The following is a 14,514-nucleotide window of genomic DNA, read 5'->3' as shown; positions in this document are numbered from 1 at the left end:
TGGGCCGGTCATGACCGTTGCACGCCTGCCGAATGGGTAAGGTCTTACCACCCATCGACCAACTGTCACTGGAGCCAGCATGGACGAGTTCCGCACACCTGCCCTCATCGACGTCCCACCGGACAAGAACCTCAACGATCTGTTGGCGGACCGGGTGGCATCGTCGGGTGACGCGACCCTCATGGAGCGCAAGGCCGCGGGTGCCAGCGCGTGGACGGCCATCACGGCACGAGAGTTCGACGCCGAGGTCGTCGCCGTCGCGAAAGGGCTCGTGGCAGCGGGCGTCGAACCGGGCCAGAGCGTGGGGATCATGTCCCGGACCCGCTACGAGTGGTCCCTGCTCGACTGGGCGATCTGGGCCGCTGGCGCCGTGACCGTGCCGCTGTACGAGACATCGAGCGCGGAGCAGATCGAGTGGGTCCTCGTCGACGCGGACGTCCGCCTGCTCGTGGTCGAGACCGACCAGCACCGCGCGACGGTCGAGGAGGCGCGACCGGTCGCGACGTCCTTGTCGACCGTGCACGTGATCGACGAGGGTGGCATCGACGCACTCAAGGCTGCCGGGGCCGCCGTGTCGGACGAGGAGATCGCCCGACGCCGCTCGCACGCCGGCCTTGCCGACGTCGCGACGATCATCTACACCTCGGGCACGACAGGTCGCCCCAAGGGTGCCGAGCTCACGCACGAGAACTTCTACGTGCTCACGGTCAACGCCGCACAGCGGCTGAGCGACGTGCTCCAGTACGGCGCGCGCCGCACGCTGCTCTTCATGCCGCTCGCGCACGTCTTCGCGCGATTCATCCACGTGCTCGTCGTGCCGGCGGGCTCCGTCATGGGCCACTCGCCAGACACCACGACTCTCCTCGAGGACCTGGGCACGTTCCGCCCGTCCTACATCCTGTCGGTGCCCCGTGTGTTCGAGAAGGTCTACAACAGCTCCGAGCAGAAGGCTGCCGCAGGTGGCAAGGGCAAAATCTTCCACTGGGCGGCGGCGACGGCGATCAGCTACTCGCGCGCCCTCGACACCCCGTCGGGACCGTCGCTGGTGCTCAAGGCCCGTCACGCGGTCGCGGACGCGCTCGTGCTCAAGCGGATCCGCGCCGCGCTCGGCGGACAGGCGCGCTACGCCGTCTCGGGCGGCGCGGCGCTGGGTGAACGGCTCGGGCACTTCTACCGGGGTGTCGGTCTCGTCGTGCTCGAGGGGTACGGCCTCACCGAGACGACGGCGCCGACGAGCGTCAACCTTCCCGAGGGAGGGAAGATCGGCACGGTCGGCCCCCCGCTGCCGGGCAACGCCGTGAAGGTCGACGCGGACGGCGAGATCCTCATCCAGGGACCGCACGTGTTCCGTGGGTACCACAACAACCCCGAGGCCACCGCCGAGGCGTTCGTCGACGGGTGGTTCCGGTCGGGTGACCTGGGAGCCGTCGACGAGCACGGTTACCTGCGGATCACCGGCCGCAAGAAGGAGATCATCGTCACGGCGGGGGGCAAGAACGTTGCGCCGGCCGTGCTCGAGGACCGCCTGCGTGCACATCCCGTGATCAGCCAGGTCGTCGTCGTGGGCGACGGCCAGCCATTCATCGGCGCGCTCGTGACCCTGGACCCCGACGGGCTCCCCGGCTGGCTGGCGACGCACGGCAAGGGCGCTCTGACGATCGAGGAGGCGACCGAGGACACGGACGTACTCGCGTCGATCGACGCCGCCGTCCAGCGCGCCAACCGTGCGGTCTCGCGCGCTGAGTCCATCCGGAAGTTCTCGGTGCTCACGACCGACTTCACGATCGCCAACGACTACCTGACGCCGTCCCTCAAGGTGAAGCGATCGAAGGTTCTGGTGGACTTCGCCGAGCAGATCTCGACGATCTACGCGGACGTCAAGCACGTCGACTGAGGTCACGGCGGGACCCACCGACACCCGGAAGCGTCCGGGTGTCGGTGGGTCCTCGTACGTTCGGCTCATGCTCGCGCAGCCAACCGACGAGATGCGTCCGCTCCCAGGCCTCCGCCAGGCCGGGAGACGGATCGGCACTCCGACCCCAGACCTCACGTGGGCGCAGCCCGGCGTGCCCGTCCAGCTCACGCTCGACGAGATGGGCACGCCCCTGCGGGACGTCACGTTCGTCGTCGTCGACCTCGAGACCACCGGCGGCTCGGCCAAGGATTCAGGGATCACCGAGATCGGAGCCGTGAAGGTCCGCGGTGGTGAGATCCTCGGCGAGTTCCAGACGCTCGTCGACCCCGGGGTCCCCGTCCCGGCCTTCATCGCACGGCTCACCGGGATCACCACGACGATGCTCGTCGGCGCGCCCCGCATCGAAGCCGTGCTGCCCGCATTTCTCGAGTTCGCGCGCGGTGCGGTGCTCGTCGCGCACAACGCACCGTTCGACATGTCGTTCCTGCGCGCAGCCGCCGCGCGCATGGACCTGCCCTGGCCGCCGGCGCAGGTCCTCGACACCGTTCCCCTCGCACGACGTGTCGTGACCCGGGACGAGGCACCGAACCACAAGCTCTCGACCCTCGCAGCGCTCTTCCGCGCCACCGTGATCCCGGACCACCGTGCGCTCTCGGACGCCCGCGCGACCGTTGACGTCATGCACGCGCTCTTCGACCGTCTCGCTCCCCTCGGCATCACGCACCTCGAGGATCTGGCGACCGCGACGGACCCCGTCCCGGCGGACGTCCGGCGCAAGCGACACCTCGCTGACGGGCTGCCCACGGGTCCGGGGGTCTACATGTTCGTCGGCCCCCGCGACGAGGTGCTCTACGTGGGGACATCCACGTCGATCGCACGGAGGGTCCGGAGCTACTTCACGGCCTCGGAGAAACGTGGGCGGATGATCGAGATGATCCGACTCGCAGAACGGGTCCGGGCCGTGCCGTGCGCGACCCAGCTCGAAGCCCGGGTGCGCGAGCTACGACTCATCACCGAGCACGCGCCGCGCTACAACCGGCGCTCGAAGTTCCCGGAGCGGATGCACTGGGTCCGGCTCACGGCCGAGGCCTTCCCTCGCCTGACCATCGTCCGCGACGTCCGGCAGGACGCCCCTGGCCGGTACGAGCCGCACATCGGCCCGTTCGCGTCGCGGGCGCGGGCGCAGCTCGCCCTCGAGGCCGTGCAGGCGGCTCATGACATCCGTCAGTGCACCCGCAAGCTCCCCGCCGTGCCGAGCGCGACCACTGGGGCGTGCGCTCTCGCTGAGATGGGACGCTGTGGCGCTCCGTGCGTCGCGGAGGACAGCCGTCCACCCGGAGCCTCGTCGGAGCCGTACACGTCCGTCGTCGGCCAGGTGCGAGAGTCGTTGCACGGTGACCCCGACCGGGTCGTCGTGGGGCTCTCCGCACGGATCCAGGACCTCGCGCGCAGTGAACGGTTCGAGGACGCCGCCACCGAGCGGGACCGGCTGGCGGCGTTCCTCGCCGCAGCGGCCCGCGCACAGCAGATCCGACCGTTGAGCGGATGCTCCGAGATCGTCGCCGCCGGACCGGCCGAGCAGGGCGGGTGGGAGATCGTCGTCGTCCGCCACGGCCGGCTGGCAGCAACCGCAGTGAGCGCGCCAGGTCACGACCCGTACGTCGCCATCCACGCGGCGACGGCTGCTGCCGAGCACGTCATCGCTCGCCCCGAGCCCGCGCCAGCCTGCCACCCTGAGGAGACCGACCTCGTCGTGCGATGGCTCAGCAGGCCGGGCGTCCGCCTCGTGGAGACCTCCGGCACGCTCACCTGCCCCGTGCGGGGCGCGGGACGCTACCTCGACGGCACGACCGCCGAGGTCGTCACGGCGAGCCTCGCACGGCATGATCGGACCATGCCCACACCCACGGGCACGACCACCACTGCGAGGAGCGCGTAGATGCCCACGGCAATCGTCATGATCGACACGGACCAGGCACGGATCCCGGAAGCCGCTGCCGCGATCGCCGACGTCAGCGGAGTGTCGGCGGTCTATTCGGTGACCGGAGAGGTCGACCTCATCGCCGTCGTCAAGGTGGACGACCATGAGGAGTTCGCCGACGTCATCGCGGACCGCATCAGCAAGATCCCGGGCGTGCACAGGACACGGACGTACCTGGCGTTCCGCGAGTACTCGAGCAGCGACCTCGATGCCGCGTTCGCCCTCGGGCTCGAGGACTAGGCGCTCACTGCCCGGCGGCCGACCGTCGGGCAGCGAGGACTAAGTTCGGATCACCGAGGACTAACCTCGGATCGCGTCCGCGCGACCCGACGCCGCAACCCAACGCTCGAGGAGCGCCGTCGCGGCACCAGAGTCGACGGCAGCGGCCGCATGGTCGATGCCCCGCCGCAGGCGCGCCGCCAGATCGCCCTCCGCCGTGCCCTCGAGCGAGCCTTCCGCGACGAGCGCGGCTGCGGCGTTGAGCAGGACCGTCTCCCGAACCGGTCCCCCGCCACCTGCCAGGACGTCGCGCGCCACCGCAGCATTGGCGGTGGCGTCGCCGCCCCGCAGGTCGGCGATCGCCACCGGTGCGAGGCCGAGATCGGCGACAGGATCGAGGGAGTGCAGCACGACCTCGTCCGCCACCACTTCCCAGACCTGCGCGGGGCCGGTCGGTGCGAGCTCGTCGAGGCCGTCCGCGCCCCGGAACACGAGCGCCTTCGTCCCCCTGCGGGCGAACACCCCGGCGATGAGGGCCGCCATGCGTGCGTCCGCGACACCCACCGCCGTCGCCGACGGCTGGGCCGGGTTGGTGAGCGGCCCCAGGAAGTTGAAGACCGTCGGGAGCCCGAGCTCCCGACGCACCTGCCCGGCGTGCCGCATCGACGGGTGGAACACGTTCGCGAAGCAGAAGGTGATCCCCACCTCGTCGGCGAGCTCGGCCACCCGCTCCGGGGTGTGGTCCAACCGGATGCCGAGGGCCTCGAGCACGTCCGCGGAACCGGAGGACGACGACGCTGCGCGATTGCCGTGCTTGACGACCGTCAGACCGGCCGCACCGAGCACGATCGCGGCCATCGTCGAGATGTTCACCGTGTGCAGCATGTCGCCACCGGTGCCGACGATGTCGACCGTGCGGCCACCCACCGTGAACCTTCGCGCGTGCGCGAGCATCGACTCCGCGAACCCCGACAGCTCCTCGACGGTCTCACCCTTCGCCCGCAGAGCCACGAGGAATCCCGCGAGCTCGACCGCGTTCGCGCGACCCGACATCACTGTGTCCATGGCCCATGCGGTGTCCGTCGCCGTCAGGTCCTGCCCGCCGATGAGCGACGCCGTGAGGGCCTTCCAGCTCGTCGCGCTCACGTGGTACGCCCCGCCGCAGGCACACGCCCGAGCAGCGAGCCGACCTCCCGCTGCAGCTCGAAGGGGTCGAGCGGACGCGACACGACCCCGTCGGCCAACGACCACGACGCGAGCCACGCGTCCTGCGGCCGCCCGGTGAGGACGAGCACGGGCGGGCAGTCGTAGATCTCGTTCTTCAGCTGGCGGCACACACCCATCCCGCCCGCCTTGTCGGCCTCGCCGTCGAGCACCATGAGGTCGATCCCACCCTCGTCCGCACGCGCGACGACAGCGTCGTACGACGCGACCTCGACCCAGACGAGCTGCTCGCCCGCTGCCGTGACGCTGCCAACAGCGCCGCGCACCGTGTCACGCACAGCCCGGTCGTCGCTGTAGAGCAGCACCGTGCGTGCAGGGGCGGAAGCAGACGGGGTGATCGACATGGAGATCCTCGCAATCGACGTCAGGGGCACAGGCGCCCACGGTGAGCCTACTGTGGCCCCGCCCTGACGCTCCAGACCATTGCGCGACCCGTGCGCGGCGCGTCGAACCGAACGGCCGGTCACCCCCCGCCGATGGGTGCGCACGGACGCACGCGGGCCGCAGTCGGACACGCGGACGGGCATTGTGACATTCGCCGCTGCGCCCGCATGGGCCCTTGGGACCAAACATGCGCCGTCATCGGCCATAATGGTTCCTGTGTCGACTGCAACGGCTGCGCCCTCCGCCCCCCTCCATGTGAGCGTGAACCGACCGAACCCTGTCTCGGTCGGAACCATCGTGTGGCTCGCGAGTGAACTCATGTTCTTCGCCGGCCTGTTCGCGATGTACTTCACGATCCGCGCCACGATCCCTGCAGAGCAGTGGGACGAGGGTGTCGGACACCTCAACCTCACGTTCGCTCTCATCAACACCTGTGTGCTGGTCGCGTCCTCGGTGACGTGCCAGATGGGCGTGTGGGCCGCCGAGCGGTTCCAGCCGCGACGCACCGGCTCGCTCCTCCAGTTCACCAAGTGGGGCATGAACGAGTGGATCACCCTGACGTACATCATGGGGTCCTTCTTCGTCGCCGGGCAGATCTTCGAGTACGCCGAGCTCGTCGAGCACGGTCTGACGATCTCGTCGAGCCCGTACGGTTCCGTCTTCTACCTGGCAACGGGCTTCCACGGCCTGCACGTCGTCGGCGGACTCATCGCCTTCCTCGCCCTCCTGGGCCGGTCGTTCACCGCGAAGAAGTTCGGCCACCACGAGGCCACCACGGCGATCGTCGTGTCGTACTACTGGCACTTCGTCGACGTCGTGTGGATCGCTCTCTTCGGCGTCATCTACTTCCTGCAGTAAGTCATCCCCGTCTGCCCGTGCAGGCGCCCGTGCCCAGCGCACGCTCCGTCCCTGTTTTTCTGTCACCCCCTGCGAGACGAGGATCCATCCGTGAAGGCACTCGCCGCCCGCCGACACCACCGGTTGACGCCGGTCGTGCTCCTGCTGCTGGCGCTGTTGGTCACCGGCGGCATCTATGCCGTCCTGTCGCCGAGCCCCGCCAGAGCCGAGACGACGACGTCTGAGGACATCGAGAACGGCGAGAAGCTCTTCCAGGCGAACTGCGCCTCGTGCCACGGCACCAACGCCGAAGGCCGGGGCAACGCCCCGTCCCTCGTCGGCGTCGGTGCGGCCGCGGTCGACTTCCAGGTCGGCACGGGCCGCATGCCCATGCAGACCAACGGCCCGCAGGCGCTCGCGAAGCCTCGTCAGCTCGACGAGGAGCAGACCCGTCAGCTCGCGGCCTATGTCGCATCGCTCGGTCCTGGACCGTCGATCCCCACAGCCCAGCAGGTCAACCCCGCGCTGGGAGACGCCGCCAACGGCTCGGTCATCTTCAGCACCAACTGCGCCATGTGCCACAACGCTGTCGGCGCGGGCGGCGCGCTCTCCGAGGGCAAGTTCGCCCCCGCCCTGTGGGACACGACTCCCGAGCACATCTACGAGGCCATGACCACCGGGCCCGCATCGATGCCCGTCTTCAACGAGGCGACGCTCACGCCCGAGGAGAAGCGCGACGTCATCGCGTACCTCGTCGAGCAGCGTGACGGCTCGGCCGGCGGCCTCGGCCTCGGCTCCCTCGGCCCTGTCAGCGAAGGCCTGTGGGTCTGGATCGTCGGAATCGGCGCCCTGATCGGGTTCTCCATCTGGATCGGAGCGAAGTCCTCATGAGTGTGCAGAAGAACTCGGGCGACGTCGTCACGGCGGCCGGATCCGACGTCGAGAAGTTCGACGACCCCGGACTGCCGGAGCACCGCGACCGCATGGCGGACCGCGACCCGAAGGCCGCGAAGCGGGCCGAGCGCCAGGTCGTCATCCTCTTCGTGCTCTCCATCATCGGCACGATCGGCATGATCGTCGCCTTCTTCGCGCTGCGACCCGACGGAACCACCGAAGGCCTGCGCCTCACGAACTTCGCGCTCGGTTTCGGGTTGTTCCTCTCGCTCATCGGGATCGGCCTCGCCGCCGTGCACTGGGCGAAGACCCTCATGTCCGACCACGAGCAGGTCGACGAGCGTCACGAGATCCGGAGCCCCGACGACGTCCGCAAGGACGCTGTTGCAGCGCTCAGCGCTGGAGCGCAAGACTCGGGTATCGCCCGTCGCGGGGTGCTCAAGGGTGCCGTCGTCACCGCGCTCGGTCTGTTCCCGCTGACCATCGCCGTGCCGCTCATCAGCTCCGCGGGTGGCGACTGGGACATCAGCAAGTTCAAGCACACGATGTGGAAGAAGGGGATGCGTCTTGCGACGGACCCCGCAGGCCGCCTCATCAAGCCCTCCGACCTCACCGTCGGTTCCGTCGTGCACGTCATCCCTGACGTCCCGGCGGAAGAGCGCCTGACGCACCACTGGATCACCGAGAAGGCCAAGGCTGTCGTTCTCCTCGTCCGTCTCGCTCCTGAGGACCTCAAGGAGGCCGAGGACCGCAAGGACTGGTCGTACCACGGCATCGTTGCGTACTCGAAGATCTGCACGCACGTGGGATGCCCTGTCGCACTCTACGAACAGCAGACCCACCACCTGCTGTGCCCCTGCCACCAGTCGACGTTCGACGTGGCCGACGGCGCGAAGGTCGTCTTCGGACCCGCGCACCGCCCGCTGCCTCAGCTGCCGATCACCGTGGACGACGAGGGCTACCTCGTCGCGCAGGACGACTTCGACGAGCCCGTCGGACCGAGCTACTGGGAGCGCCTCAAGTGAGTACATCCCCCACCACACGGGCGGCAGCGGGTACCGCTGACTACCTCGACCAGCGCACCGGGATCGGCCACGCGGTCAAGGGCTTCGCGCGGAAGGTCTTCCCTGACCACTGGTCGTTCCTGCTCGGCGAGATCGCGCTCTACTCGTTCGTCGTGCTGCTCATCTCGGGCGTCTTCCTCGCCATCTTCTTCGTGCCCTCGATGGGACTCGTCGAGTACTCGGGGCCCTTGGCGTCGATGAACGGTCGACTGGTCTCCGAGGCGTACGCATCGACGCTCGACATCTCGTTCAACGTCCAGGGTGGTCTGCTCATGCGGCAGATCCACCACTGGTCCGCGCTCATGTTCGTCGCTGCGATCGTCGTGCACATGATGCGCGTGTTCTTCACCGGCGCCTTCCGCAAGCCGCGCGAGCTCAACTGGATGGTCGGGTTCCTCCTGCTCATCCTCGCGCTCGCTGCGGGCTTCACCGGATACTCGCTCCCCGACGACGTGCTGTCGGGCAACGGGCTGCGGATCACCGACGGAGTCGTGAAGGCGATCCCGTTCGTGGGCGCGTACCTCTCCTACTTCCTCTTCGGTGGCGAGTTCCCCGGCGACGCGATCATCCCGCGCCTGTTCACGATGCACATCCTCGTCGTGCCCGCTCTGATCCTTGCGCTCATCGGCCTCCACCTGCTGTTCGTCGTCGTGCACAAGCACACCCAGTACCCGGGCGGTGGACGCACGGACAAGAACGTCGTCGGATTCCCGCTCTTCCCGGTGTACGTCGCGAAGGCTGGCGGATTCTTCTTCATCGTCTTCGGCGTCCTCGCTCTCATGGGCGGGACGATGGCGATCAACAACGTGTGGAACTACGGTCCCTACGACCCCTCGCCCGTGTCGGCCGGTGCACAACCCGACTGGTACATGCTGTTCCTCGAGGGATCGCTCAGACTCATGCCCGGGCAACCCGAGTACGTGATCGGTGGGTACACGTTGTCCCTCAACGTGCTCATCCCGGCCGTGGTCATCCCTGGCCTGCTGTTCACGTTCCTCGCGGTCTACCCCTTCCTCGAGGCCGCGGTGACGCGCGACAAGCGGGAGCACCACGTCCTGGACCGCCCGCGCAACGTGCCTGTGCGCACCGGGCTTGGCGTCGCGTTCCTCACGGCGTTCATCATCCTGGCCATCGCCGGGTCCAACGACCTCATCGCGACGCACTTCGATCTCTCGCTCAACGCCATCACGTGGGTGCTCCGGATCGCCTTCTTCGTCGCCCCGGTGATCGCGTTCTGGGTCACGAAGCGCATCTGCCTCGGGCTGCAGCGCAAGGACCGCGAGCTCGTGCTCCACGGGCACGAGAGCGGTCGGATCGTGCGGTTCGCCAACGGGGAGTACATCGAGGTGCACACCCCGCTGTCGGACGAGGAGCGGTGGGTCCGGGTCAACTACGACGCGCACCGCCCTCTCGAGATCGCTCCACGGGAAGACTCTCGCGGCGTGCGCCGCAAGGGCTACCGCAAGGATCAGATGCTCCAGAAGCTCTCGCGGTTCTTCTACGAGGACCGGGTGGAGCCCGTCACGCCGGCTGAGCTCGCAGCAGCTCAGTCACACGGGCACCACGATGCGCTCGAGTCTTCGGAGTCGGAGTCCTCGCTCGCAGTCATCGGCGCGGACGGCAGCACCACGGGTGGTCACCCCGCGGACAGCACCGGGCACCAGCACTGATCTTGCTGCAAAGTAGGTGAGTGGCCCGTGAACAACCGCCTCGGATGAGGCCACGTTCACGGGCCACTCGTATTTTATTTTCCAGTGAGTCACGGCAGCACTGCCGTGGAAGACGCACCAGGAGGACTTCGCAATGGCTGTCTACACCTTGCCCGAGCTCGGCTACGACTACGGTGCGCTCGAGCCGCACATCTCAGGTCGCATCATGGAGCTCCACCACTCCAAGCACCACCAGGCGTACGTGACCGGGGCGAACACCGCCCTCGAGAAGCTCGCCGAGGCGCGTGAGAAGGGCGACTTCGCAGCGGTCAACCTCCACGAGAAGAACCTCGCGTTCAACCTCGGCGGCCACGTCAACCACTCCGCGTTCTGGACCAACCTCTCCCCCGAGGGCGGCGAGCCGCAGGGTGAGCTCGCTGCTGCCATCGACGAGGACTTCGGTTCCTTCGACGCGTTCAAGAAGCACTTCGCCGCGGTCGCCGCGGGCGTGCAGGGATCCGGCTGGTCCATCCTCGCGTGGGACTCCCTCGGCCAGAAGCTCATCATCGTCCAGCTGTACGACCAGCAGGGAAACATCCCGCTGGGCCTCGTGCCCATCGTCCTGCTGGACGTGTGGGAGCACGCCTACTACCTCGACTACGCGAACGTCCGTGCGGACTACATCGCCGCGTGGTGGAACATCGTCAACTGGGCTGACGCGGCGGCGCGCTTCGACCGTGCCCGCAGCCAGACCGCAGGGCTCATCGTCCCGGCCTGACACATGACGTGACGGACGTCTTCACGTCCGGCGCTGCACCACACCAGAGAGGCACCTCCCCCCGGGAGGTGCCTCTCTTCGTCCTCAGCACCGCAGCCCCCCCCCGGGAGGTGCTTTCGTCGTCCTCAGCACCGCGTTCGCCCCTGGGGCCTCTACCGACCCGTCCCGGCGCCCCCGTGTATGCCCCGCCCTTGCCGGGGCCCCCTGCCTGGGGCGTGCTGGGACTCTCCCGCCGCACTTAGCGCGCGCCGTCGAGATCCCGCGCCCGGGTGAGAGCGCGTGCCTCCCAGTCTGCGGCAGGTCCAGTCGGGCGAGGAGCGCACCGCATGAGAAAAGAGGCCCTCCCGCCACGGGAGGGCCTCTTGGATGCGCTGCGCGCGGTCCCGCGCTCTACCGGGCTGAGGCCCGGTAGAGCCGATCAGTGGGCGTGGAGCCCACGCGAGTACTCGAACACCCAGCCGACGAGCGCGATGATGGAGAGAACCACGCCGATGCCGAAGATCCACCACCCTGCGGCCAGTCCCAGGAAGCAGATCGCCGCGCCGGCCCCGATGGCGAGGGGCCACCAGCTCCAGGGGGCGTAGACGCCCTGCTCCCCCGCCCCCTGAGCGATCTCGCCCTCAGGGTCGTCCTCCGGCCGCGCGTCGATACGACGCGCGGTCGACATGAGGTACCAGCCGATCATGGCGACGAGCCCGGTCGTGAGGAACAGCGCCGTCGTGCCGACGGGCTCCCACCGGCTCCAGAGCCCGTAGACGACCGCGACGAGAAGGAAGAACGGAGCCAGGTAGGTGAAGAACTTGCTCTCGATCTTCATCGGGTGCCCTCGCTGTCGGTCGGAGTGTCAGGGGTCGAGGAGTCCGAGACGCGCCGTGCGGCATCCTCCTGCTCGCCGCGACGGTCCGCTTCACCGTAGATGACGTCCAGCATGCCCTTGTTGGGCTGGTGGTAGTCCATCGCCGCGACCTCGGGGTGGTGCAGGTCGAAGGCGGGACGCTCGGAGCGGATCCGCGGCAGCGACACGAAGTTGTGGCGCGGCGGCGGGCACGACGTGGCCCACTCCAGCGACGACCCGAAGCCCCACGGGTCGTCCACGGTCACCTTGGGCGCGTTGCGCCACGTGATGTAGACGTTCCACAGGAACGGCAGGGTCGAGGCGGCGAGGATGAACGAACCGACGGTCGACACCTGGTTCATCCAGGTGAAGCCCTCCTCCGGCATGTAGTCGGCGTAACGCCGCGGCATGCCGGCGACGCCCAGCCAGTGCTGGATGAGGAAGGTCATGTGGAACCCGATGAACAGCAGCCAGAAGTGCAGGCGGCCGAGGCGCTCGTTGAGCATGCGTCCCGTGAACTTCGGCCACCAGAAGTAGAACCCGGCGAACATCGCGAACACGACGGTCCCGAAGACGACGTAGTGGAAGTGCGCCACGACGAAGTAGGAGTCAGAGACGTGGAAGTCCATGACGGGGCTCGACAGGATGATGCCCGTCAGACCACCGAAGAGGAATGTCACGAGGAAGCCGATGGACCAGAGCATCGGCGTCTCGAACGTGAGCTTGCCGCGCCACATCGTGCCGATCCAGTTGAAGAACTTCACCCCGGTGGGCACCGCGATGAGCATGGTCATGAACGAGAAGAACGGCAGCAGCACCGCGCCGGTGACGTACATGTGGTGCGCCCACACGGTCACGGACAGGGCGGCGATGGCGATGGTCGCGTAGATGAGGCCCTTGTAGCCGAAGATCGGCTTGCGGCTGAAGACGGGGAAGATCTCGCTGACGATGCCGAAGAACGGCAGGGCGATGATGTACACCTCGGGGTGGCCGAAGAACCAGAAGAGGTGCTGCCAGAGGATCGCTCCTCCGTTCTCGGGGTTGAAGACCTGCGCACCGAGGCGGCGGTCCGCTCCGAGAGCGAACAGCGCGGAGGCGAGCGGCGGGAACGCCATGAGCACGAGCAGGCTCGTCACGAGCGTGTTCCACGTGAAGATCGGCATCCGGAACATCGTCATGCCCGGCGCGCGCATGGTGATGATCGTCGTGATGAAGTTGACGGCTCCGAGGATCGTCCCGAACCCGGTCATCGCCAGGCCGAAGACCCACAGGTCACCGCCGAGCCCGGGGCTGAAGGTCGTGCTCGACAGCGGCGCGTAGGCGAACCATCCGAACGATGCCGCACCCTGCGGTGTGAAGAACCCGGCGCAGGCGATGAGTCCACCGAAGAGGTAGAGCCAGTACGCGAACATGTTCAGACGCGGGAAGGCCACGTCGGGTGCACCGATCTGCAGCGGCATGATGACGTTCGCGAAACCCGCGAAGAGCGGCGTGGCGAACAGCAGCAGCATGATCGTGCCGTGCATCGTGAACAGCTGGTTGTACTGCTCGGTGCTCTGCACCACCTGGATGCCGGGCTCGAACAGCTCCGCCCGGATCACCAGCGCCATGAGGCCACCGATGCAGAAGAAGATGAACGACGTGATGAGGTACATGTACCCGATCACCTTGTGGTCGGTCGACGTGACCCACTTGATGACGGTCCGTCCGAGCGTCTGACGCGCAGGCGCCAGGCCGGGGACCGTGGTCGTAGCCGCGGCGGCCATCAGTTCTCACTCTCTCGGGGACCCGAGGGGATCCCGTGCTGTCGGTTCAGGTCGAGACCGAGCTGGCCCGTCTGGCCCTTGTCGGCCAGCGCCTGCATGTGCGCGTCGTACTCCTCGGGTGAGACGACCATGACGTTGAAGAGCATGCCCGCGTGCCACTCTCCGCAGAGCTCGGCGCACTTGCCGGCGTAGACGCCCTCACGCATGGGGGTCACCTGCCACACGTTGGTGCGGGAGGGGATCATGTCGAGCTTGTCGAGGAACGCCGGGATCCAGAAGGAGTGGATGACGTCGCGGGACTCGAGCTGGAACTCGACCCGCTGCCCGACGGGCAGGTAGAGGGTCGGCAGCGTGGGGCTCGTCCCGGGGGCGCCGAGCGTCTCGGTCAGCTCACCCGGGCGCTCTGCGTGGACGCCGGAGTCGTAGACGTCATCGTCGACGTAGTTGAAGTCCCAGCTCCACTGCTTGCCGATCACCTGGATGGTGAGGTCCGGCTCAGCGGACGTGTCGCGGATCTCGGCCTGGTCGCGGGCGGTGAAGAAGAAGAGCACGCCGACCATGACGAGCGGCACCGCCGTGTACATGATCTCGAGCGGCAGGTGGTAGCGGGTCTGGACCGGCAGCACCTCGTCGTTCTTGCGCTTGCGGTACACGATCACGCACCAGAGCATCAAGCCCCAGGTGATGATGCCGACGATCATGGCAGCGATCCACGAGCCCACCCACATCGATGTGAAGGTGTCGGTCTGGTTCGTCACAGGTCCGTCGGAGAACCCCGGGAGGAAGCCACGCTGGGCTTCTGGGGAACATCCGGATACTGCGAGCGCGACGAGCACGGCGGCTCCGAGGAGCCTGCCTTGTGTCCGCCGACTGCGGGTGGGGCGTTCCGAGCGCAAAGGAGGGCCTTTCACTTCGCGTCCTGTCGTCCGACCCCCGGAAAAAGGGCAGCGAGCAGGACCTTCGTCCTC

Annotated in this window: 13 protein-coding genes; 8 read left to right on the top strand and 5 right to left on the bottom strand. The window is 67.9% G+C overall.

Annotated elements, in window-relative coordinates; translation table 11 throughout:
* The first annotated feature begins 79 nt into the window (after positions 1–79).
* The 3 genes from AC54T1_RS06180 to AC54T1_RS06170 all read left to right on the top strand — a co-directional run bounded on the left by AC54T1_RS06180 (position 80) and on the right by AC54T1_RS06170 (position 4,136).
* Positions 80–1,894 (top strand): AMP-dependent synthetase/ligase, encoded by a 1,815-nt coding sequence (locus tag AC54T1_RS06180; RefSeq protein WP_496911393.1) that lies wholly within the window; start codon positions 80–82, stop codon positions 1,892–1,894.
* Between the two features lie 67 nt (positions 1,895–1,961).
* Positions 1,962–3,854 carry a DEDD exonuclease domain-containing protein gene (locus AC54T1_RS06175; RefSeq protein WP_496911392.1) on the top strand — a complete coding sequence of 631 codons (1,893 nt, stop codon included), beginning with the start codon at positions 1,962–1,964 and terminating at the stop codon, positions 3,852–3,854.
* Positions 3,855–4,136: an Lrp/AsnC family transcriptional regulator gene (locus tag AC54T1_RS06170; protein WP_484344671.1), complete on the top strand. Its 282-nt coding sequence runs from the start codon at positions 3,855–3,857 to the stop codon at positions 4,134–4,136.
* Positions 4,137–4,196: 60 nt separating this feature from the next.
* Here AC54T1_RS06170 and trpD read toward each other — a convergent pair whose 3' ends face one another.
* Both trpD and AC54T1_RS06160 read right to left on the bottom strand, forming a co-directional pair.
* Positions 4,197–5,261, bottom strand: coding sequence for an anthranilate phosphoribosyltransferase (gene trpD, locus AC54T1_RS06165; protein ID WP_496911391.1), 1,065 nt, complete (start codon positions 5,259–5,261; stop codon positions 4,197–4,199).
* Positions 5,258–5,683 carry a response regulator transcription factor gene (locus tag AC54T1_RS06160; protein WP_484344673.1) on the bottom strand — a complete coding sequence of 142 codons (426 nt, stop codon included), beginning with the start codon at positions 5,681–5,683 and terminating at the stop codon, positions 5,258–5,260. The genes trpD and AC54T1_RS06160 overlap by 4 nt, the downstream gene beginning before the upstream one ends.
* 247 nt (positions 5,684–5,930) lie before the next feature.
* On the opposite strand from AC54T1_RS06160, the gene ctaE reads away from it, so the two are divergent.
* The 5 genes from ctaE (at position 5,931) to AC54T1_RS06135 (ending at position 10,945) form a co-directional block, all read left to right on the top strand.
* Positions 5,931–6,581 (top strand): aa3-type cytochrome oxidase subunit III, encoded by a 651-nt coding sequence (gene ctaE / locus AC54T1_RS06155; RefSeq protein WP_484344674.1) that lies wholly within the window; start codon positions 5,931–5,933, stop codon positions 6,579–6,581.
* A 90-nt stretch (positions 6,582–6,671) separates the two neighbouring features.
* On the top strand, positions 6,672–7,451 hold the full coding sequence (gene qcrC / locus AC54T1_RS06150; RefSeq protein WP_484344675.1) for a cytochrome bc1 complex diheme cytochrome c subunit: 780 nt from the start codon (positions 6,672–6,674) through the stop codon (positions 7,449–7,451).
* Positions 7,448–8,479, top strand: a complete 1,032-nt coding sequence (qcrA, locus tag AC54T1_RS06145) for a cytochrome bc1 complex Rieske iron-sulfur subunit (protein ID WP_496911390.1) — start codon at positions 7,448–7,450, stop codon at positions 8,477–8,479. Before qcrC ends, qcrA begins: the two co-directional genes overlap by 4 nt.
* A complete protein-coding gene (gene qcrB / locus AC54T1_RS06140) occupies positions 8,476–10,188 on the top strand; it encodes a cytochrome bc1 complex cytochrome b subunit (RefSeq protein WP_484344677.1) in 1,713 nt (570 codons plus the stop codon). Before qcrA ends, qcrB begins: the two co-directional genes overlap by 4 nt.
* 133 nt (positions 10,189–10,321) lie before the next feature.
* On the top strand, positions 10,322–10,945 hold the full coding sequence (locus AC54T1_RS06135) for a superoxide dismutase (RefSeq protein ID WP_484344678.1): 624 nt from the start codon (positions 10,322–10,324) through the stop codon (positions 10,943–10,945).
* Positions 10,946–11,363: 418 nt separating this feature from the next.
* Here AC54T1_RS06135 and AC54T1_RS06130 read toward each other — a convergent pair whose 3' ends face one another.
* Genes AC54T1_RS06130 through ctaC form a run of 3 tightly spaced genes read right to left on the bottom strand, consistent with a single transcriptional unit; the run spans position 11,364 to position 14,442 of the window.
* Positions 11,364–11,762 carry a cytochrome c oxidase subunit 4 gene (locus tag AC54T1_RS06130; RefSeq protein WP_496911389.1) on the bottom strand — a complete coding sequence of 133 codons (399 nt, stop codon included), beginning with the start codon at positions 11,760–11,762 and terminating at the stop codon, positions 11,364–11,366.
* Positions 11,759–13,546, bottom strand: coding sequence for an aa3-type cytochrome oxidase subunit I (ctaD, locus tag AC54T1_RS06125; RefSeq protein ID WP_484344680.1), 1,788 nt, complete (start codon positions 13,544–13,546; stop codon positions 11,759–11,761). Before ctaD ends, AC54T1_RS06130 begins: the two co-directional genes overlap by 4 nt.
* Positions 13,546–14,442 carry an aa3-type cytochrome oxidase subunit II gene (gene ctaC / locus AC54T1_RS06120; protein WP_496911562.1) on the bottom strand — a complete coding sequence of 299 codons (897 nt, stop codon included), beginning with the start codon at positions 14,440–14,442 and terminating at the stop codon, positions 13,546–13,548. Before ctaC ends, ctaD begins: the two co-directional genes overlap by 1 nt.
* Between the last annotated feature and the right edge of the window lie 72 nt (positions 14,443–14,514).

This window comes from Sanguibacter sp. Z41_6, from assembly GCF_059621145.1.
The sequence above is the reverse complement of the archived record's forward strand: the minus strand, read 5'-3'. Positions and strand labels throughout refer to the sequence as shown.

What these genes read in the sequence shown, in the direction of transcription:
- AC54T1_RS06135 (WP_484344678.1), top strand. Translation starts at nt 10,322, where the DNA reads ATGGCTGTCTACACCTTGCCCGAGCTCGGCTACGACTACGGTGCGCTC.
- AC54T1_RS06175 (WP_496911392.1), top strand. Translation starts at nt 1,962, where the DNA reads ATGCTCGCGCAGCCAACCGACGAGATGCGTCCGCTCCCAGGCCTCCGC.
- AC54T1_RS06170 (WP_484344671.1), top strand. Translation starts at nt 3,855, where the DNA reads ATGCCCACGGCAATCGTCATGATCGACACGGACCAGGCACGGATCCCG.
- qcrA (WP_496911390.1), top strand. Translation starts at nt 7,448, where the DNA reads ATGAGTGTGCAGAAGAACTCGGGCGACGTCGTCACGGCGGCCGGATCC.
- AC54T1_RS06180 (WP_496911393.1), top strand. Translation starts at nt 80, where the DNA reads ATGGACGAGTTCCGCACACCTGCCCTCATCGACGTCCCACCGGACAAG.
- ctaE (WP_484344674.1), top strand. Translation starts at nt 5,931, where the DNA reads ATGGTTCCTGTGTCGACTGCAACGGCTGCGCCCTCCGCCCCCCTCCAT.
- AC54T1_RS06130 (WP_496911389.1), bottom strand. Translation starts at nt 11,762, where the DNA reads ATGAAGATCGAGAGCAAGTTCTTCACCTACCTGGCTCCGTTCTTCCTT.
- AC54T1_RS06160 (WP_484344673.1), bottom strand. Translation starts at nt 5,683, where the DNA reads ATGTCGATCACCCCGTCTGCTTCCGCCCCTGCACGCACGGTGCTGCTC.
- ctaD (WP_484344680.1), bottom strand. Translation starts at nt 13,546, where the DNA reads ATGGCCGCCGCGGCTACGACCACGGTCCCCGGCCTGGCGCCTGCGCGT.